Annotated in this window: 17 protein-coding genes and 5 tRNA genes; 5 read left to right on the top strand and 17 right to left on the bottom strand. The window is 57.3% G+C overall.

Features of this window, described 5'->3' with window-relative positions; genetic code table 11:
- Positions 1-126: 126 nt before the first annotated feature.
- Together MHZ97_RS07345 and MHZ97_RS07350 are read left to right on the top strand one after the other, a co-directional pair.
- A complete protein-coding gene (locus MHZ97_RS07345) occupies positions 127-924 on the top strand; it encodes an inner membrane protein YpjD (RefSeq protein WP_239314210.1) in 798 nt (265 codons plus the stop codon).
- Between the two features lie 18 nt (positions 925-942).
- A complete protein-coding gene (locus MHZ97_RS07350; RefSeq protein WP_103794838.1) occupies positions 943-2,229 on the top strand; it encodes an HlyC/CorC family transporter in 1,287 nt (428 codons plus the stop codon).
- A gap of 63 nt (positions 2,230-2,292) precedes the next feature.
- On the opposite strand, the gene luxS is transcribed toward MHZ97_RS07350, so the two are convergent.
- From luxS to tam, 15 genes are all read right to left on the bottom strand, one after another.
- Complete coding sequence (gene luxS, locus MHZ97_RS07355; protein WP_239314211.1) at positions 2,293-2,808, bottom strand: S-ribosylhomocysteine lyase; 516 nt, start codon at positions 2,806-2,808, stop codon at positions 2,293-2,295.
- Between the two features lie 149 nt (positions 2,809-2,957).
- Positions 2,958-4,562, bottom strand: coding sequence for a glutamate--cysteine ligase (gshA, locus tag MHZ97_RS07360; protein WP_239314212.1), 1,605 nt, complete (start codon positions 4,560-4,562; stop codon positions 2,958-2,960).
- Between the two features lie 31 nt (positions 4,563-4,593).
- Complete coding sequence (locus tag MHZ97_RS07365; RefSeq protein WP_103794834.1) at positions 4,594-5,022, bottom strand: YqaA family protein; 429 nt, start codon at positions 5,020-5,022, stop codon at positions 4,594-4,596.
- Positions 5,019-5,585, bottom strand: coding sequence for a fructose-1-phosphate/6-phosphogluconate phosphatase (gene yqaB, locus MHZ97_RS07370; protein ID WP_103794833.1), 567 nt, complete (start codon positions 5,583-5,585; stop codon positions 5,019-5,021). The genes MHZ97_RS07365 and yqaB overlap by 4 nt, the downstream gene beginning before the upstream one ends.
- A 496-nt stretch (positions 5,586-6,081) precedes the next feature.
- Positions 6,082-6,158, bottom strand: a tRNA-Arg gene (locus MHZ97_RS07375).
- A gap of 236 nt (positions 6,159-6,394) precedes the next feature.
- Positions 6,395-6,471, bottom strand: a tRNA-Arg gene (locus tag MHZ97_RS07380).
- A 103-nt stretch (positions 6,472-6,574) separates the two neighbouring features.
- Positions 6,575-6,651, bottom strand: a tRNA-Arg gene (locus tag MHZ97_RS07385).
- Between the two features lie 91 nt (positions 6,652-6,742).
- Positions 6,743-6,819: transfer RNA gene (locus MHZ97_RS07390), tRNA-Arg, on the bottom strand.
- A gap of 9 nt (positions 6,820-6,828) precedes the next feature.
- Positions 6,829-6,921: transfer RNA gene (locus MHZ97_RS07395), tRNA-Ser, on the bottom strand.
- A 305-nt stretch (positions 6,922-7,226) separates the two neighbouring features.
- A complete protein-coding gene (gene csrA, locus MHZ97_RS07400; protein WP_004155916.1) occupies positions 7,227-7,412 on the bottom strand; it encodes a carbon storage regulator CsrA in 186 nt (61 codons plus the stop codon).
- Between the two features lie 250 nt (positions 7,413-7,662).
- Entirely contained in the window at positions 7,663-10,290 is a 2,628-nt protein-coding gene (gene alaS / locus MHZ97_RS07405) for an alanine--tRNA ligase (RefSeq protein ID WP_239314213.1), read from the bottom strand.
- Between the two features lie 135 nt (positions 10,291-10,425).
- On the bottom strand, positions 10,426-10,938 hold the full coding sequence (locus MHZ97_RS07410) for a regulatory protein RecX (protein WP_199187297.1): 513 nt from the start codon (positions 10,936-10,938) through the stop codon (positions 10,426-10,428).
- 112 nt (positions 10,939-11,050) lie between these two features.
- Positions 11,051-12,124, bottom strand: a complete 1,074-nt coding sequence (recA, locus tag MHZ97_RS07415; protein WP_103794831.1) for a recombinase RecA — start codon at positions 12,122-12,124, stop codon at positions 11,051-11,053.
- A 95-nt stretch (positions 12,125-12,219) separates the two neighbouring features.
- Positions 12,220-12,714, bottom strand: coding sequence for a nicotinamide-nucleotide amidase (gene pncC / locus MHZ97_RS07420; RefSeq protein WP_239314214.1), 495 nt, complete (start codon positions 12,712-12,714; stop codon positions 12,220-12,222).
- A gap of 99 nt (positions 12,715-12,813) precedes the next feature.
- Positions 12,814-13,593 (bottom strand): trans-aconitate 2-methyltransferase, encoded by a 780-nt coding sequence (gene tam / locus MHZ97_RS07425; protein WP_103794829.1) that lies wholly within the window; start codon positions 13,591-13,593, stop codon positions 12,814-12,816.
- 130 nt (positions 13,594-13,723) lie between these two features.
- Here tam and MHZ97_RS07430 point away from each other — a divergent pair, with 130 nt between their 5' ends.
- Positions 13,724-14,611, top strand: coding sequence for a dihydrodipicolinate synthase family protein (locus MHZ97_RS07430; protein ID WP_239314215.1), 888 nt, complete (start codon positions 13,724-13,726; stop codon positions 14,609-14,611).
- Between the two features lie 33 nt (positions 14,612-14,644).
- Here the strand turns inward: MHZ97_RS07430 and MHZ97_RS07435 are convergent, their stop codons facing one another.
- The gene (locus tag MHZ97_RS07435; protein ID WP_239314216.1) at positions 14,645-14,983 is read right to left on the bottom strand and encodes a zinc ribbon domain-containing protein YjdM; all 339 of its coding nucleotides are present in this window, start codon (positions 14,981-14,983) and stop codon (positions 14,645-14,647) included.
- A gap of 76 nt (positions 14,984-15,059) precedes the next feature.
- The gene (gene mltB / locus MHZ97_RS07440) at positions 15,060-16,142 is read right to left on the bottom strand and encodes a lytic murein transglycosylase B (protein ID WP_103794826.1); all 1,083 of its coding nucleotides are present in this window, start codon (positions 16,140-16,142) and stop codon (positions 15,060-15,062) included.
- A 279-nt stretch (positions 16,143-16,421) separates the two neighbouring features.
- Between mltB and MHZ97_RS07445 the strand changes: the two genes are divergently transcribed.
- Together MHZ97_RS07445 and mutS are read left to right on the top strand one after the other, a co-directional pair.
- Entirely contained in the window at positions 16,422-17,195 is a 774-nt protein-coding gene (locus MHZ97_RS07445; protein ID WP_239314217.1) for an A24 family peptidase, read from the top strand.
- A gap of 670 nt (positions 17,196-17,865) precedes the next feature.
- Positions 17,866-20,421: a DNA mismatch repair protein MutS gene (mutS, locus tag MHZ97_RS07450; protein ID WP_239314218.1), complete on the top strand. Its 2,556-nt coding sequence runs from the start codon at positions 17,866-17,868 to the stop codon at positions 20,419-20,421.
- The last annotated feature ends 23 nt before the right edge of the window (positions 20,422-20,444 follow it).

Below are 20,444 nucleotides of genomic sequence, written 5' to 3' on the forward strand. Positions count from 1 at the left end.
AATGCAGCGGATTATAACACGAAGCTGAAACGATCTCTGCTATTGCGCCTTAGATCGGTTGGAGGCGGCTTCGGCTGGCGCTATACTGCCCTTTTCCTTTCATCTCGCTGATACCTGTAAGGATCTATGTCCGTTTTCTCGCTCCTGGCGCTGTTCGCCTATTCGTTGAGTATTGCACTGATTATTCCCAGCCTGTTGAAACGCAACAGCGGCTGGCGGCGAATGGCGGTGCTTTCAGCCTGCTTTGCGCTGGTGGCGCACGCCGTAGCGCTGCAGCAGCGCATCTTTGCCGTCGACAGCGGGCAGAACCTTAGCCTGCTGAATATCGGCTCGCTGGTCAGCCTGCTTATCTGCGCCATTATGACCATTGTCGCCTCGCGCAATCGCGGCTGGCTGCTGCTGCCAATCGTCTACAGCTTCGCGCTGATCAATCTGGCGTTCGCCACCTTTGTACCCAACGCCTTTATCACCCATCTTGAAACCACCCCGGGCATGATGATCCATATCGGCCTGTCGCTGTTCGCCTACGCTACGCTGATTATCGCCGCGCTCTACGCGCTGCAGCTGGCGTGGATCGACTATCAGCTGAAAAACAAGAAGCTGGCCTTTACCCAGGATATGCCGCCGCTGCTGAGCATTGAGCGCAAAATGTTTCATATCACCCAGATTGGCGTTGTGCTGCTGACGCTGGTGCTCTGCACCGGCATGTTTTATATGCACAATCTGTTTAGCGCCGAGAACGTAGACAAAGCGGTGCTGTCGATTCTCGCCTGGTTCGTCTATATCGTTTTGCTCTGGGGGCACTATCATGAAGGCTGGCGCGGACGTCGCGTCGTGTGGTTTAACTGCGGCGGCGCGCTGCTGTTAACTATGGCCTACTTCGGCAGTCGTATCTTACAGCACCTGCTGACTCACTCGTCTTAACCAAAAGGAAGTTCTGCGTTGGAACAGGTTTCAACCACCACCCTCATTATTATTCTGGTCGTTATGGTGCTGGTTTCCGCCTGGTTCGCCGGGTCGGAAACCGGCATGATGACCCTTAACCGCTATAAGCTGCGCCATCAGGCGAAAAACGGCAGCCGCGCCGCCCGCCGGGTGGAAAAGCTGCTGCGTCGTCCCGACCGCCTGCTCAGCCTGGTGCTGATCGGCAACAACCTGGTGAATATTCTGGCTTCCGCGCTCGCCACCATCGTGGGCATGCGCCTGCATGGTGATGAGGGCGTGGCGATCGCGACGGGCATCCTGACCTTTGTGGTGCTGGTATTCGCGGAGGTGCTGCCAAAAACCGTGGCGGCGCTCTATCCCGAGCGGGTCGCCTTTCCCAGCAGCCTGCTGCTGGGGCCGTTGCAGATTGTTATGTCGCCGCTGGTGTGGCTGCTCAACACCATCACGCGCCTGATGATGCGTATGGCCGGCATTAAAACCGAGGGCGCCACCAGCTCGGCGCTCAGCAAAGAAGAGCTGCGCACTATCGTCTACGAATCCCGTAGCCTGATGTCGCGCCGCAATCAGGATATGCTGCTGTCGGTGCTCGATCTGGAAAAAGTCAGCGTCGACGACATCATGGTGCCGCGCAACGAGATCGTCGGCATCAATATCAACGACGACTGGAAGTCGGTGATGCGCCAGCTGAGCCATTCGCCCCACGGCCGCATCGTGCTGTTCCGCGAATCACTGGACGACTGCGTCGGCATGCTGCGCGTACGCGAAGCCTGGCGCACCATGACCGAGAAGAAAGAGTTCAACAAAGAGACCCTGCTGCGCGCCGCCGATGAGATCTACTACGTGCCGGAAGGGACGCCGCTGAATATCCAGCTGGTGAAGTTCCAGCGCAACAAGAAGAAAGTCGGCCTGGTGGTGGATGAGTATGGTGATATCAAAGGTCTGGTGACCATTGAGGATATCCTGGAGGAGATCGTCGGCGACTTTACCACCTCGATGTCCCCTACCCTTGCGGAAGAGGTGATGCCGCAGAACGACGGCTCTGTGCTGGTAGAAGGCAGCGCTAACGTGCGTGAAATCAACAAGGCCTTTAACTGGCATCTGCCGGAGCAGGAGGCACGCACCATCAACGGCATGCTGCTGGAAGCGCTGGAGGAGATCCCCGAGATCAATACCCGCGTCGAGCTTGCGAACTATGCCGTGGATATTCTCGACGTGCAGGACAATATGGTAAAGCAGGTGCGCATTACGCCGCAGACGCCGCTGAAGTCCTCTGTCGGCTCCTGACGCCCGCCCATAAAAAACGCCGCAACGATGCGGCGTTTTTTTTACTGCGCGTTGCTACCACGACTAGATGTGCAGTTCCTGCAGCTTCTCTTGCGGCAGTCTCAGATCTTCGTTGCGGTTCACGCCGATATCATGCGCCAGTACGTTGCGCGCGATCTGCTGCGCTTCGTCGAGCGAATGCAGCTTGTAGCTGCCGCACTGGTATTCATTCAGCTCAGGGATCTGATTCTGATCCTTCACCTTCAGAACGTCTTCCATTGCCCCTTTCCACGCGCTGGCAACGCGCTGCTCGTCCGGCGTGCCGATCAGGCTCATGTAGAAACCGGTACGGCATCCCATTGGAGAGATATCCACGATTTCTACGCCGTCGCCGTTGAGATGGTTACGCATAAAGCCCGCGAAGAGATGCTCGAGCGTATGGATGCCGCGCTCGGTCAGGATCTCTTTGTTAGGACGGCAGAAACGCAGGTCGAAAACGGTGATGGTATCGCCATGGGGAGTTTTCATGGTCTTCGCAACACGCACTGCGGGCGCGGCCATAATGGTATGGTCAACGGTAAAACTGTCCAGTAGTGGCATACGTCACCTCCTGTTTTGAAATTTTTTTATAAACGATGAAACTTTTCTGTTCGCCCAGCGTCTGAATATATGAAAGACGCGCATTTGTTATCATCATCCCTGACAACAGAGATGTTAATTTGGCCACATTGATGTGGCCTTTTTCTTTTCTAGCCTTCGCGACTGGCGAGGTAAGCCTCAAAATCGAGCGTATCGCTCTCTTCCAGCTTCTTCTGCGCCGCAACCGACTCCAGCGCCTGACGCGTAAAATCTTCTTCGCTAATCACTTCCAGCGGCTCTTCGCACAGCATATGACGATACTGTTCCGCCAGCGCGATGCCGGTATCGGTCACGCCGTTCTCTTTAATCGCCTGCAGAATGCGCGCCGAATAGGTTAGCTCAGGATCGTCAAAGGACGCCACCAGTTGATCGCATACCTGTTGATATTGCGTGCTGCCCTGATTGCTGTCGAGCACTTCCGCCACGCGGTGCAGATCGGCGAACAGCGCTTTCCCCACTTCCACCAGCGAATGTTCGGTTTCGCTGCAGCCGACGGCAATTTTTTGGTTCGGCTTGCGTCCTTCCAGCACCACGCGGTTCCAGTTCTTACGGCTGCACAGCAGCTCGTCAGCGCTCATTTCAGGCGCATCGGCCAGGGTACACCAGATCAGGAAGAGATCGAGGAAACGTACCTGGTTGGCGTCGACGCCAATAGCGGAGAACGGATTGATGTCGAGCGAGCGCACTTCGATATACTCGATTCCGCCGCGCAGCAGCGCATCGGAGGGCGCTTCCCCGGAACGCGTCACGCGCTTCGGACGAATCGGGGCGTAAAGCTCGTTCTCAATCTGCAGCACATTGGTGTTGAGCTGCAGCCAGTTGCCGTCAGCGTCTTTGGTGCCCATCGCGGCATACTCTTCAGAGGGCGTTTTAATGGCGGCTTTTAGCGCCTTAACGTATCCCTCGAGCGAGTTAAAGGTTATGCCAAGGCCGCTCTGCGACTTGTTGGTATAGCCGAGATCGCTCAGACGCAGCGAGGTTGCATAAGGCAGCCACAGCGAATCTTTGCCGTCGGTTTCAAACGGCAGTTTACTCTCGCGTCCCTGCAGGAAGCTGGAGCTGATTGCTGGCGATGCGCCAAACAGATAGGGGATCACCCAGCCGTAACGGTAGTAGTTGCGGATCAGGCGCAGGTAGCCGGCAGAAATCGTCTCTTTGCCGCTTTCAGCATCTTTGACATCCGCCCACTCCTGCCAGAAGCTCAGCGGCAGCGAGAAGTTATAGTGGATGCCGGAAATGGTCTGCATCAGCGCGCCGTAGCGATTTTTCAGCCCCTGGCGATAGAGCGTCTTCATGCGTCCGATGTTAGAACTGCCGTACTGCGCCAGCTCAATACGATCCGCATCGTCGATCAGGCAAGGCATGCTGAAAGGCCACATGCGCTCTTCAGCCAGCTCGCGCGCCACATGGCGATGAATATCGCGCAGAAATGCCAGCATATGGTCGATGTTTTGATCCACCGGCGTGATGAACTCCAGCAGCGTTTCCGCGAAGTCGGTGGTAATCCAGTCGTGCTTCAGCGCCGATCCCAGCGAGTCGGGATGGCCGCTTTCCGCCAGATGACCATCGGGCTTAACGCGCAGCGTTTCGCGTTCAATGCCGCGGCCAATACCTTTCAAGGCATTGGGATGCGCCTCCAGCCAGGAGAGCGCTTTAGATACGTCCGGGATCACATTAACCTCCCGCTGGGACAGTAATTTATTTTTGTTCAGCATAATGTTAACCCTAGCCTCGAATCTGTGCGAATCAATGCCACCATTGCAAACCCTGTAAGGTGGCGGTCGCGATAACGATATAACGCAGTGTTTTCCCGACGGCGAGAAACAGCAGGACCGGAAGCCAGGCAAAGCGCATCCAGCCTGCGAGCACGCAGAGCAGGTCGCCGATAATCGGCAGCCAGCTCAGCAACAGCGCTGCAGGTCCCAGTCGGTTCAACCACGTTATTGCTGTGTGATGCCATCGCCCCTGCTGTTTCAACGGCAGTAAGCGACCAAGAAAAATATTGGTGATGCCGCCCAGGGTATTCCCCACCGATGCAGCAACAATCAATCCATAAACGGAAGCCTTTTTGGCAACCAGTAACGCAACCAGCAACGCCTCAGAACTCCCGGGTAACAGGGTTGCGCTGAGAAAGCTGCTGCCAAACAGAGAAGCAAGCGCCAGAACGTCACTCACAGCAGGCGCACATCAACCACATCCATACCGGCCGCTTTCGCCGCCTGCACGCCAAAATCGGCGTCTTCGAACACCACGCAGCGTGCAGGATCGACGCCCATCAGCGCTGCGCAGCGTAAAAACGTATCGGGTTCAGGTTTATGGCGCTCAACGTCGTCAGCGCCCACGACTGCAGTGAAAAGTTCACGCACGCCCAGCTGGTTGAGCAACGCATCCGCCATGCTGTGTTCGCTTCCGGTGCCAACCGCCATCGGACGGCGGCCATGGTAAGCTTTCACCACGTCCATCAGCGGAAGCGGACGCACGTTCTCAAGCAGCATGGCTTTAACCGCCGCGGTTTTTTCGGCGGCGAGCTGATACGGATCGTGAGAGGAGCGGTTCTTTTCGATAATAAATTGCGCAAGCCGCCAGGTCGGCGCGCCGTTGAAACCAACCATTTGCGATTCGTCTAACGTCAGTCCATATCGACCCAGTACCTGATGCCACGCTTTTCGATGTGTCGGCTCGGTATCAAGGATCGTGCCGTCCATATCGAAAATCAGTGCGTCATATTGATCGTACATCGTCACTCCGGACATCCAACAAATGAGCCCTTACTTTAGCTTAATGTGCACAGGTTGTCGCCAGGTGGCATGAACAGCAAATGCTTTGAAAGCATTAGCAATTTTTCTTTTCAGAAAAAGGTGATCGCGGGGTGCCGGCGGTAATTGCCGGAAATTTCAGTGAGTTTGGCTTTAGTCGCGGGCGTGAATGGTAAGCACAAGAGGAGAATAAAGGGGTTTGAAAAAGGATTCAGCAGGAAGAGGATATGGCTTTCGCCTTGTGATGCGGGCCGTTGCTAACGCAACGTTTTCCTCCCTCGTACTGTCTGGCGATGCATCTTGCCATATCAGTTCGGGGAATAGGGATTATATCGCAGAGAATGGTGCATCCGGGAGGATGACTCGGCTTGCGCCTCGCCCTACGGGCCGTTGCTAACGCAACGTTTTCCTCCCTCGTACTGTCTGGCAATGCGTCTTGCCATATCAGTTCGGAGAATAGGATTTATATCGCAGAGAATGGTGCATCCGGGAGGATTCGAACCTCCGACCGCTCGGTTCGTAGCCGAGTACTCTATCCAGCTGAGCTACGGATGCATCGGGAAAGCGTTTTGCAGGGATTAAATCAGAGCAGGAAGTACCAGAAATTGAAACGTCTCGCTTGAGACATCTCGCCCATACTCTTCATATCGAAGTATGGTGCATCCGGGAGGATGACTCGGCTTGCGCCTCGCCCAACGGGCCGTTGCTAATGCAACGTTTTCCTCCCTCGTACTGTCAGGCATTGCGTCTTGCCATATCAGTTCGGGGCACACTGCTTATATCGCAAAGTATGGTGCATCCGGGAGGATTCGAACCTCCGACCGCTCGGTTCGTAGCCGAGTACTCTATCCAGCTGAGCTACGGATGCATCGGGAAATCGTTTTACAGGGATTAAATCAGACAACCAGGAAGTGCCAGGAATTAACGCGTCTCGCTTTGAGACGCTCACCCATACTCTTCATATCGAAGTATGGTGCATCCGGGAGGATTCGAACCTCCGACCGCTCGGTTCGTAGCCGAGTACTCTATCCAGCTGAGCTACGGATGCATAGATAATTCTTGTACAACGCAGGGTGCTAACAACTCACCAGGAAAGGAACGACTCTTTCACTTACTTTTTATTCCGCATCTCTAAAAGATGGTGCATCCGGGAGGATTCGAACCTCCGACCGCTCGGTTCGTAGCCGAGTACTCTATCCAGCTGAGCTACGGATGCATCGGAAAATGGCGGTGAGGCGGGGATTCGAACCCCGGATGCAGCTTTTGACCGCATACTCCCTTAGCAGGGGAGCGCCTTCAGCCTCTCGGCCACCTCACCTTACGCGTTCTTCCGAACTGTGCGTCTGAACTTTGTTTCCGCTCATCGGCACTGCGTGGCGCACATATTACTTTCCCGCACTTATAAGTCAAACAATTTTTCCCACCGCTCGATCGTTTGCACAAATGACGCTCAATTGGTGCAATTTGCCGACAAAAAGGGTGATTTATCAACAGTAAAAGCTGGCTACCAGAAAAATAATGGGAAAGACGGAGCGAGGGAAAAGCAAAGCGAAGCGGGAAGAAAAGAAGAGAAAAGCGGGAAAGCGGTAGCGCCTCGCAGCATCTGGCGAGGCGCTGAATCCGTTAGTAACTCGTTTGCTGAGTTTTTTCGGCCTGAATGCGCTGATAAATCTCTTCGCGATGCACTGAGACCTCTTTTGGCGCGTTCACACCGATACGAACCTGGTTACCTTTCACACCCAGCACCGTTACAGTCACCTCATCGCCAATCATGAGGGTTTCACCAACTCGACGAGTTAGAATAAGCATTCTTTGCTCCTTGAAAGATTAAAAGAGTCGGGCTCTGTTTGGGCTCCCGGCATTATCCATCATTTAACGCTGAACATTGACTATGAGAAATACACCAATGTACGTCGCTACGCCAATACATTCTGCTGATAGTTAGTTTAGCCGAAATACACTACATCGACCTGACTTTGTCATTACCTGATGCACATCGTATTAAAAAGCGCCGGAACCTCAGTCCCTGGCGCTTTTCACGATGCATTGTTCTATTTCGTTACAGGCGGTTGCTGACCCAGCTTTCGACGCCTGCCAGCGCGCCTTTCAGCGCCTGGGCATCGGTGCCGCCAGCCTGCGCCATATCGGGACGCCCGCCGCCTTTACCGCCAACCTGCTGCGCCAGCTCGCCTACCAGCTCGCCCGCTTTAACGCGGTCAGTGAGATCTTTGGTCACGCCCGCAATCAACGACACTTTACCTTCCGCGACGGTCGCCAGCACAATCACCGCCGAGCCCAGCTGGTTTTTCAGGTCGTCAACCATGGTGCGCAACATTTTCGGCTCAACATTGCTCAGCTCGCTTACCAGCAGCTTCGCGCCGTTGATATCGATCGCCTTGCTGCTCAGTGAAGCGCTTTCAGCAGCGGCCTGCTGATCGCGCAGCTGCTGCAGCTCTTTCTCCAGCGCACGTACGTGATCGACCAGACCGCGCACCTTGTCGTTCAGATTGCTGCTGTTGGCTTTCACCAGCTGCGCGATCTCATTCAGCTGACTGCTCTGCGCATAAACCTGCGCCAGCGCGCCTTCGCCGGTAACGGCTTCGATGCGGCGAACGCCCGCGGCCGTGCCGGATTCGCTCAGAATACGGAACAGACCGATATCGCCGGTACGCGCAGCATGCGTGCCGCCGCAGAGTTCAATCGAGAAATCGCCCATGGTCAGCACGCGCACGCGCTGATCGTATTTCTCGCCGAACAGCGCCATCGCGCCCTTGCCTTTCGCCGCGTCGATATCCATTACTTCGGTTTCGACCGGCAGGTTGCGACGGATCTGTGCGTTGACGATCTCTTCGACCTGATGAATCTCCTGCGGTTTCATCGCTTCGAAATGGGAGAAGTCGAAACGCAGGTATTTATCATTGACCAGCGATCCCTTCTGCGCCACATGGTCGCCGAGCACTTCACGCAGTGCCGCATGCAGCAGATGCGTTGCAGAGTGGTTCAGACGAATACGCGCACGGCGCGCTTCATCAACCTGCGCCTCAACGCGATCGTTGATACGCAGATGACCTGACGTCAGCTTACCGATATGGCCAATAGCCTGGCCATATTTTTGTGTATCCTGAACGTTAAATTCAGCATTCTTCCCTTTCAGCAGGCCCGTATCGCCGACCTGGCCACCCGATTCGCCATAAAACGGCGTTTCGTCCAGCACCACGACCGCTTCCTGGCCCGCAGCGACTTCCTCTACCGCGACGCCGTCAACGTAAAGGGCCTTCACGCTGGCGTCTAAATCGAGCTGGTCATAGCCTTTGAAAGCTGAAGCGGCATCAATGCTGATAACATTGCTGTAATCGGCGCCGAAACCGCTCGCCTCGCGCGCGCGCTGGCGCTGCTGCTCCATCGCTTTCTCAAAGCCAGCTTCGTCGATTTTCAGGTTGCGCTCGCGGCAGACGTCAGCCGTCAGGTCAACCGGGAAGCCGAAGGTGTCGTAAAGGCGGAATACGGTTTCGCCATCCAGGGTGTCGCCCTGCAGTTTCGCCAGCTCGTCATCCAGCAGCGCCAGACCGCGCTCCAGCGTTTTGGCGAACTGCTCTTCTTCGGTTTTAAGGACGTTTTCAACCTGAGTCTGCTGACGCTTCAGATCTTCGCCCGCTGCACCCATCACCTCGATCAGCGGGGCAACCAGCTTGAAGAAGAACGCCTCTTTCGCGCCGAGCATATTGCCGTGGCGCACCGCGCGACGAATGATGCGGCGCAGTACATAGCCGCGGTTTTCGTTTGACGGAATAACGCCGTCGGCGATCAGGAAGGCGCAGGAACGGATATGGTCGGCGATAACGCGCAGCGATTTATTGCTGAGGTCGGTCGCGCCGGTGACTTCCGCTACCGCTTTGATCAGTTTGTCGAACAGATCGATTTCATAGTTGGAATTGACGTGCTGCAGCACGGCGGAGATACGCTCCAGGCCCATGCCGGTATCCACCGACGGCTTCGGCAGCGGCAGCATGGTGCCGTCCGGCTGACGGTTGAACTGCATAAAGACGATATTCCAGATCTCAATATAGCGATCGCCATCTTCTTCCGGGCTTCCCGGCGGGCCGCCCCAGATGTGGTCGCCATGATCGTAGAAAATTTCGCTGCACGGACCGCAAGGACCGGTATCGCCCATCTGCCAGAAGTTGTCCGAGGCGTAGGCGCTGCCCTTGTTGTCGCCGATACGAATAATACGCTCGCGCGGTACGCCGATATCGTTAGCCCAGATGTCATAGGCTTCGTCATCGGTTTCATAAACGGTTACCCACAGACGCTCTTTCGGCAGAGCGAACCAGGTTTCTCCCGTCAGCAGTTCCCAGGCATAAGCAATCGCCTCTTTCTTGAAATAGTCGCCGAAGCTGAAGTTGCCCAGCATCTCAAAGAAAGTGTGGTGACGTGCGGTGTAACCAACGTTTTCCAGATCGTTGTGCTTACCGCCGGCGCGCACGCAGCGCTGCGACGTGGTCGCACGCGAATAGTCGCGCTTGTCCTGCCCAAGGAAAACATCCTTAAACTGAACCATGCCGGCGTTGGTGAACAGCAGCGTCGGGTCGTTATTCGGTACGAGGGAGCTGCTGGCTACAACCTGATGTCCCTTGCTATGGAAAAAGTCGAGAAACGCTTGACGGATCTCAGCAGTGCTCTTGCTCATATATATCCTGGAATCACGCTAACGAACGTTCCGTCCGGTCAGACAAGCCGCATCCGCGCAGTTGTCCGTCAGTGGAACAAAAAAGTGGGAATAAGATAAATTTTCTTCACAGGGAAGTAAAACCCCGCGCGGCTTTCAGTCATCAAAATTTCTGAAAACGGACTGAATATCCTCCATGAAAAAGCCTTTTGACTGCAAAAAACGCTGAACTTTGGCTTTTGCCTTCCACTCCGTCGGCAAAGGAAGGCCGAATTTGCGCTCCGCCAGCTGCGCTGCGCAGGCACCCCAGTCAATTTCACAGGCTTCCATCGCCATATCGATTTCTGGCCGCGCGACGCCCTTTTGCCCCAGCTCAAGACGGATACGCTGCGGGCCGTACCCTTTGCGGCTGCGGCTCTGGATAAAGCGTTCGACAAAGCGCGCCTCATTGAGCCAGCCATTTTCCTGACACCAGCCGATAACTTTATCCAGCTGCGCGTCAGTAATGATTTCCGGCTCGCTCTGCTGCATAAAGGCGGCACGCTGCACTGACTGCTGCAGCTTTCTGCGCAGCTCGGCTTCGCTGTGGTCTCGCTGCGCCAGAATGCGCATGGTGCGGTCGAGCAGACGCGGAAAAGCGATTTCCTTTGGTTGCGGTTGTTCAGTCATAGCGGTCACCTTGCTCAATCAGAAGGGAATTATGGCGGCAGAAGGAGGAGGAAGAAAAGAGAGGGTCGTTAAAACGAAAAACGGGAGTGGATTGCCCACTCCCGTCAAAGGGTTAGAAATCTTCGTTCGTCTCGCTGGCGGCGTCTTCCATCGCGCCTGCTGGCGCATCGGCGGCACCCGCTTCTGCGTTCGCGCTGTTCAGCAGCATATCGCGCAGTTTGGTGTCCAGCTCGTTAGCAATCGCCGGGTTTTCCTTAAGGAAATTGGTGGCGTTCGCTTTACCCTGACCAATCTTGTCGCCGTTATAGCTATACCAGGCGCCCGCTTTTTCCACCAGCTTGTACTTCACGCCCAGGTCGACCAGCTCGCCGAAGGTGTTGATGCCTTCGCCATACATGATCTGGAACTCAGCCTGCTTAAACGGTGCAGCGATTTTGTTTTTCACCACTTTAACGCGGGTTTCGCTGCCGACCACTTCGTCGCCCTCTTTAATCGCGCCGATACGGCGGATATCAAGACGAACGGAAGCGTAGAACTTCAGCGCGTTACCACCGGTAGTGGTTTCCGGGTTACCGAACATCACGCCAATCTTCATACGGATCTGGTTGATGAAGATAAGCAGGGTGTTTGACTGCTTCAGGTTACCCGCCAGCTTACGCATCGCCTGGCTCATCATACGCGCCGCGAGGCCCATGTGAGAGTCACCGATCTCGCCTTCAATTTCCGCTTTCGGCGTCAGCGCCGCGACGGAGTCGACGATGATAACGTCCACTGCGCCTGAACGCGCCAGCGCGTCACAGATTTCCAGCGCCTGCTCACCGGTGTCCGGCTGAGAACAGAGCAGGTTGTCGATGTCGACGCCGAGCTTCTTGGCGTAAACCGGATCCAGCGCGTGTTCAGCATCGATAAAGGCACAGGTTTTGCCTTTACGCTGTGCGGCGGCGATAACCTGCAGCGTCAGCGTGGTTTTACCAGAAGATTCCGGGCCATAAATTTCAACCATACGGCCCATCGGCAAACCGCCGGCGCCCAGTGCGATATCCAGAGAAAGCGAACCGGTAGAAATAGTTTCCACGTCCATTGAGCGGTCTTCACCCAGACGCATGATGGAGCCTTTACCGAATTGCTTTTCAATCTGGCCCAGCGCAGCAGCTAAAGCCTTCTGTTTGTTTTCGTCAATTGCCATTTCTACTCCTGACTCATACGGGGGTAAGCACGCTACAAATGCCTGCTCGCTTTCTGTTGCTGCTAATTATACTGTATAGTCATACAGTATCAAGCTTAATTTGCCAAAAAATCGTCCTGTAATGTCTGCAGCGCGAAGGCCACGGACTGACGACGTACCGCTTCGCGATCCCCTTGAAATTGCTGGCGTTTCGCAATCACTTTTCCACCCGGCGCCGCGAAGCCAAACCACACGGTGCCGACCGGTTTTTCCACACTGCCGCCGTCCGGCCCGGCGATGCCGCTGACCGATAGCGCGTAGTCCGCCTTGGCAGCACTCTGCGCGCCCTGCGCCATCTCGCGCACCACGGGCTCGCTCACCGCGCCGTGCTGCGCAAGCGAAGCTGCGGAGACGCCCACCAGCTGCTGTTTGGCGTCGTTGCTGTAGGTAACGAAACCGCGTTCGAACCAGGCCGAACTGCCGCTGATATCGGTAAATACCTTGGCGATCCAGCCGCCGGTGCAGGACTCAGCGCAGGTCACCGTCGCGCCTTTCGCCTTAAGACGCTCGCCGATTGCCGCGCTCAGGCGCTGCAGTTCCAGGTCATTCATCGCAACTCATCCTTTTTGCTCAGTAGAGAGAACATGGTGCAGAAGCGGCACATTTTCAAGCCGTGCGGCGCATTGACTGCCCGCTTTGCGCATCGTCTCTCAACGCTGTGCCCCCTTTTTCACCGCTACGATAAACAGCCGCGGGAAGGCGAGCAAAACGCGGCCGTCAGCGCGGGGCGGATAAGCCTGCCGCAGCGCCTGATGATACTGCTCCAGAAAGCGCGGCTGCTCATCAGGCTCAAGCGCATTGAGAAACGGCCGCAGTCCGGTCGCTTTCAGCCACAGCACAATCGCCCGCGCGTCGGGCATCACGTGGTAATAGGTGGTGCGCCAGAGATCCACCTCGCAGCCCGCCTGCGTCAGCAGATCGTAATAGCGCTCGCTGGTAAGCGGCTTTTTCCGCTCCACGTCGGCGAGACGCTGGCGCCAGGGATCGCAGGCGGCGGTTTCGCGCATCAGACGATGCGAAGGCTCCTCCAGGTTATCTGGCATCTGTATCGCCAGCGCGCCGCCGCTATCAAGCTGGCTCGTCAGGTGCGGCAGCAGGCTGTCGTGCGCGTCAAGCCACTGCAGCGAAGCATTTGCGTAGATCACCTGCTGCTGCTCCGCAGCGCGCCAGCGCCGGATATCCCCGTTGAGAAAAGTGCAGCGCGGCAGCCGCTCGCGCGCCTGCGTCAGCATCGCTTCGGAGCTGTCCAGCCCGATAATGCGCGCCTCGGGCCAGGCCTGGGCCAGCAGTTCGGTGCTGTTGCCCGGACCGCAGCCTAAATCCGTGGCGAAACGCACGTCGACAACGGGTATGCGCGCCAGCAGCTCCTGCGCAGGCCGCGTTCTTTCAGATTCAAACTGCCGATAAAGTTGGGGATCCCAGTCCTGCATGCAAACCTCTGCGTGAGTTAGCCTGAAGAAAAATGCGATGTGCTGCCCAATTCTGTGCGCTGCGGTGGCGGACGGGCGCGCGGCGCATTAGGTTAAAACGGTGTTTCATTTTTCACGTTCAGGAGCGTTTATGATCTCGCAACCCGCATTTTCCGGCGTGTGGTGCCCCTCCGTTACGCCTTTTACACCGCAAGGAGAGCCCGATATAGAGGCGCTGGGTCGCCACTTCGCCCGCCTGAACGCGTCAGGTATTGATACCTTACTGCTGATGGGCAGCATTGGCGAGTTTGCTTCGCTGACGCAGCAGGAGCGCTTGCTGCTGATCCGCGAAGCGCGTCAGCTTTCGCCGCTCAGCATGGTTGCCAATATCTCCAGCACCTGCGTGCCAGATATGCTGGCGCTGGCCGAGGCGGCCTGGCAAAACGACTTTGACGCGGTGATGGTGCTGCCGCCCTACTATTACGGCCAGACGCCGCGCCAGCTGCTTAGCTACTTCCGCGCACTGGATAAGCAGATCGGCGGCAAATGGTTCGCCTATAACTTTCCGGCACGCACCGGCTGCGACTTGACGCCGACGCTGGTGAGCGAGCTGGCGGCTGAGCTGCCCAACTTTATCGGCATAAAAGATACCGTCGACTGCCTGTCACACAACCGCGCGCTGATCGAGGAGACGAAAAAAGTGCGCGACGATTTCGCCGTGCTGTCCGGCTATGACGAATATCTGGTGCCGAACCTGCTGGCAGGCGGTGCGGGGGTCATTTCAGGTCTGAATAACATCGTGCCGGAGCTGTTCGCGGCGGCGATGCAGGCGTGGCGCGAGCAGGATTTGGCGACGCTGACGCGCATTCAGCAGCGCATCGGCAAGATGATGGCGATTTACGCCATTGGGGAGGATTTCGTTACCACCATTAAAACCGCGGTATCGCGCCGTTTCGATTCAATGAGCAGCCAGTCGCGCAACCCCGGCGGCGCCCTGAGCGCTGAACAGTGTGAGACACTCGACCGGCTCTTTGACTAATGCGCTGAGACGGGCGCAGCGCGCCCGTATAAATCAACCGCGCTTCACAAACTCCGACTTCAGCTTCATCGGACCGAAGCCGTCGATCTTGCAGTCGATATTATGATCGCCTTCAACCAGGCGGATCCCTTTTACGCGGGTGCCGATTTTTAGCGTGGAGGAGCTGCCCTTCACTTTCAAATCTTTAATCACGGTCACCGTATCGCCATCCTCCAGCAGATTGCCGTTGGCGTCGCGCACCACCAGCTGCTCCGGCTGGCTTTCTCCGTCGCTCAGCGACCAGATATGCCCGCAGGAGGGACAGTTGAGGTTGTCGCCATCCTGCCAGCTGTAATCAGCCTGACAGAGAGGACATGGGGGAAGTGATTGCATAACAGCTCCTGAAATAACGGACAGATGACGCCATAAAGGCGCCATCATATACCCTTACTGTTATTAAGGACAGCAATCAGAACATTGCGCCGCTGCGCGCTTTGCTTACCGCCTCGCCCAGCTGCCATACCGCCATTGCGTAGTGGGTGCTGTGGTTGTAGCGGGTAATAACGTAAAAGTTAGGCAGCCCGTACCAGTACTGATAGCTGGTGCCCATATCCAGACGCAGCAAGCTGACCTGATTATTGCCGTCCAGCGAGCCCTGCGGTGAGAGACCGGATGCCGCCAGCATCTGCGGCGTATAGCTGGTTTTAAAGCCGTTCTCCAGCAGCGGCGCCTGACCGCTGGCGGGAACGGCAACCCCCTCTCCGCTGCGCCAGCCGTGCTCTTTAAAGTAGTGCGCGACGCTGCCGATGGCGTCTTCTGGATCCCACAGATTAACGTGGCCGTCGCCGTTAAAGTCCACCGCGTACTGCTGATAGGAGGATGGCATAAACTGGCCGTAGCCCATCGCGCCGGCGAACGATCCTTTCAGATCCAGCGGATCGTCCTTTTCATTACGCGCCATCAGCAGGAAGGTTTCCAGCTCGCTGCTGAAGTAGCTGGCGCGGCGCGGATAGTTAAACGAGAGCGTGGCGAGCGCGTCGAGAATGCGCGTTTTCCCCATTACCCGGCCCCAGCGCGTCTCCACGCCGATAATGCCGACGATAATTTCCGGCGGCACGCCGTAAACCTGCTGGGCGCGCGTTAAGGCGTCCTGATACTGGTTCCAGAAGGCGACGCCGTTTTGCACGTTATCTGGCGTAATAAACTGCTTGCGATAGCGGATCCAGGCGCCGTTAGGCCCGGAGGGGGGCGTATAGCTGGGTGCCTGACGATCCATCAGGCGCAGCACGTAGTCGAGTCGTTTGGCCTGCCCAATCACGGCGTGCAGCTGCTGGCGGTCGAAGCCATGCTTCTCCACCATCTGATCGATAAATTGTTCAGCGGCCGGGTTACCGGCAAAGTCGCCGAGCACAGGCTGGACGGCGTGGGACTGCTCCAGCAGGAAGCCCCCTTTCGGCGCGGCCAGGGTAGCGGCCTGCGGCGCAGATTCAGGTTTACTGCTGCAGGCCGCAAGCAGGGCAATCAGCGGAAGTAAGGTGATCTTAAAACGCATTGGATATCCATAAGCAAGCAGTGAAGGTCACGAATTATGGTAAACATTCACTCCGGGAATGGACAGGGCGAAACGCAAAAATAGCGCCAGATGCAGGCTGTGAAGTGACAGGAAAGTCGCGGTCGACACCCGTGCAACACAGCTAAAAAGCTGAGGCGACTCTCGTAAAAAGTAATACGCAACAGCGGCTTAGTTTGTTCGACGCTGACAACAGGCTTAGAGTGCGCCCTGTGCGTTCCGGTTTAGGTTGGCAATATCAAGGAAGAGGCGTCAAAACTCATGAATCCTACCCCTGTAAGCTGGCTGCTACTCTGCGTGCTGGCACTCTGCGTCGGCAGCTTTCTAAACGTGGTGATTTATCGTCTGCCGCTTATGCTGCTCAATCCGCAGGCTGGCTTGTCGCTGTGGCAGCCCCGCTCCCACTGCCCATGCTGTAAAAGGCCGGTGCGCCCGGCAGACGCGGTTCCGCTGCTGAGCTGGTTGCTGCTGCGCGGGCGCTGTCGCAGCTGTCGTCGGCCTGTCTCCTGGCTCTATCCAGCGGTCGAGGCGGCCAGCGCTGCGATAACGCTTCTTCTCGCCGCCTGGCTTCCCTGGAACGCGGCCCTGCTGGCGGCGCTGCTGCTGAGCGGTTTTTTGCTCACGCTGACGCTGATTGATCTGCGCTGTCAGTTGCTACCCGATGCCTTGACTCTGCCGCTACTCTGGCTCGGGCTGCTGCTTCACAGTTGCCAGCTGCTGCCGTTTGGCTATCCGTCAGAGGCGATCCTCGGAGCAGCAGGCGGCTATCTCCTGTTCCGTCTGCTGGCCTGCGCCTGGTCTCTTTTCCGTCATCGGGAGGCACTGGGGGGAGGCGATGCGAAATTAGTGGCTGCGCTGGGGGGCTGGTTAGGCTGGCAGGCACTTCCTCTACTGCTGCTGATCGCTTCTGGCGTCGGGTTACTGGCGGCGCTGCTGGCGCGCCTCTACTGGGGGCGGCCGCTGCATCTGCCCTTGCCTTTCGGCCCCTGTCTGGCGCTGGCAGGTGAAGCGCTGCTGCTCGGCATGCTGACTTAATGCGCTGTCTGGCTGCCTTGCTAATTTTTTCTCATCTTTCTCTCGCCCTGCGAAATCAGACAGCGTGTTACTCGCTGTGCAGTTTTCTCTCTCTGCAGGCGTGCCGTGCGCCGTCACCTGTTCAGCAATAAACCCGATAACCTCTCTGGCTCAGGCTCAATCGCACGCAGGCGCATATTTTGCCTGGGTTCTGATGCTGAACATCGACCCTGCTGAAGGAGAAGCCTTAGTGCGTGAAGTTTAAGAGGTACAGCGGCGAGAGAAGCCTGCGGGACGTTACCCATTTAACCCTCTGCACGTTGCCAGTCAGAGGCTGGTGTAACGACAGAAAAAGGACTTAACGCTGGTTTTACTACCCGACAGGCGAAGACCTCGATTTTCTCCGGCATCCACTTTATCGCTATTGCCAGATTACATTGTTTCGAGCGCCCTCGAAGAAAGTGGCTTTCCCGCTGGTTTTCCTGGCATAGAGACTCCGTTATCATATCCATCACGTACTCGTGAAAGGAAATGTAGGTTGTGGCACTTAACGTTACCGTCTGGCAGGCCACATTTTAACCTGCAGTTGAATGTAGGATTTCATGAGATCCAGTGAGACCACGTGAGCATAAATGATAACCATAACAACACTTAAGTCTCTAATTTTTACAGTAATGGACATCTCAACGCTATGAGTGCACTAGAAAACCTCACCTCCCACACCCCCATGATGCAGCAGTATCTGCGCCTCAAGGCGGAGCATCCTGACATCCTGCTGTTTTACCGCATGGGCGACTTCTACGAGCTCTTCTATGACGACGCGAAACGCGCCTCGCAGCTGCTGGAGATCTCGCTGACCAAACGCGGTGCCTCGGCAGGCGAACCGATCCCGATGGCAGGCGTGCCCTATCACGCGGTAGAGAGCTATCTGGCGAAACTGGTGCAGCTGGGTGAGTCCGTGGCGATTTGCGAGCAGATCGGCGATCCGGCGCAGAGCAAAGGGCCGGTTGAGCGTAAGGTGGTGCGCATCGTCACGCCAGGCACCATTAGCGACGAAGCGCTGCTGCAGGAGCGCCAGGATAACCTGCTGGCCGCTATCGTGCAGAGCCCGCAGGGGTTCGGTTACGCCACGCTCGATATCAGCTCCGGCCGTTTTCGCCTGAGCGAACCGGCGGACGCCGAAACCATGGCCGCCGAACTGCAGCGCACCAATCCCGCCGAGCTGCTCTACCCGGAAGATATGCAGGCGATGTCGCTGATTGACCAGCGTCGCGGCCTGCGCCGTCGTCCGCTGTGGGAGTTTGAGATCGCCACCGCGCGTCAGCAGCTGAATATGCAGTTCGGCACCCGCGACCTTAACGGGTTCGGCGTAGAGCAGGCGCATCAGGCGCTGCGCGCCGCCGGCTGTCTGCTGCAGTACGTCAAGGATACGCAGCGCACCAGCCTGCCGCATATCCGCTCGCTCAGCATGGATCGGCAGCAGGACAGCATCATTATGGATGCCGCCACCCGCCGCAATCTGGAAATTACGCAGAACCTCGCCGGCGGCACCGAGAACACGCTGGCGGCGGTGCTGGATCGCACCGTAACGCCGATGGGCAGCCGCATGCTCAAGCGCTGGCTGCATATGCCGCTGCGCGACGCGCAGACCATCGCTCAGCGTCAGGACGCCATTGCCGAGCTTCAGTCGCTAAGCGATACGCTGCAGCCGGTACTGCGTCAGGTAGGCGATCTGGAGCGCATTCTGGCGCGTCTGGCGCTGCGTACCGCGCGTCCGCGCGACTTAGCCCGCATGCGCCACGCTTTTCAGCAGCTGCCGGAATTAAACGCCCAGCTGGCCAGCGTCGAATCGGCGGCGCTGATTCGCCTGCGCGAACGGATGGGCGAATTTACCGAGCTGCGCGAGCTGCTGGAGAAAGCCATTATCGAGGCGCCGCCGGTGCTTATCCGCGACGGCGGCGTTATCGCGCCGGGCTACAACGCGGAGCTGGATGAGTGGCGCGCGCTGGCAGACGGCGCCACCGACTATCTGGATCGGCTGGAGATCCGCGAGCGCGAAAAGCTCGGCCTCGACACGCTTAAGGTCGGCTACAACGCCATCCACGGCTACTACATCCAGGTCAGCCGCGGCCAGAGCGACCACGTGCCTATTCACTATGTACGCCGCCAGACGCTGAAAAACGCCGAGCGCTATATCATCCCCGAACTCAAAGAGTACGAGGATAAAGTGCTGACCTCGAAGGGCAAGGCGCTGGCGCTGGAGAAAAGCCTCTACGAGTCGCTGTTTGACCAGCTGCTGCCTCATCTGGAGGCGCTGCAGCTTAGCGCCGCCGCGCTCGCCGAGCTGGACGTGCTGAGCAACCTGGCGGAGCGCGCCTGGACGCTGAACTACTGCCGTCCGACGCTGCAGGAGAAGCCCGGCATTAAAATTACCGGCGGCCGTCACCCGGTGGTTGAGCAGGTGCTGAAAGAGCCGTTTATCGCCAACCCGCTGTCGCTCACGCCGCAGCGCCGCATGTTGATCATCACCGGCCCCAATATGGGCGGTAAGAGCACCTATATGCGTCAGGCGGCGCTGATTGCGCTGATGACCTGGATTGGCAGCTTTGTGCCGGCGGAAGAGGCGGTAACCGGCCCGCTGGATCGCATCTTTACCCGCATCGGTGCGGCGGACGATCTCGCCTCGGGCCGTTCGACCTTTATGGTGGAGATGACGGAAACCGCCAATATCCTGCACAACGCCACTGAAAACAGCCTGGTGTTGATGGATGAAATTGGGCGCGGTACTTCGACCTATGACGGTCTGTCGCTGGCCTGGGCCTGCGCGGAGAACCTGGCGAACCGCATCAAGGCGATGACGCTGTTTGCCACGCACTATTTCGAGCTGACCACGCTGCCGGAGAAAATGGAAGGCGTGTTCAACGTCCATCTCGACGCGGTCGAACACGGCGACACCATCGCCTTTATGCACAGCGTACAGGAAGGGGCTGCCAGCAAAAGCTATGGGCTGGCGGTGGCGGCGCTGGCGGGGGTACCGAAAGAGGTGATTAAGCGCGCACGCAACAAGCTGAAGGAGCTGGAGACGCTGTCGAACCACTCCGCCGCCTCGACCATCGACGGCTCGCAGCTGCCGCTGCTGGTGGAAGAGAGTTCGCCGGCCATAGAGGCACTTGAAGCGCTCGATCCCGACACCCTGACGCCGCGTCAGGCACTGGAGTGGATTTACCGGCTGAAGTCGCTGGTGTAACGCTGCCTGGCGGCCGGTCTTCC

Source organism: Pantoea sp. ACRSC (assembly GCF_022346785.1).
GTDB classification, from domain to species: Bacteria; Pseudomonadota; Gammaproteobacteria; order Enterobacterales; family Enterobacteriaceae; genus Pantoea; species Pantoea alvi.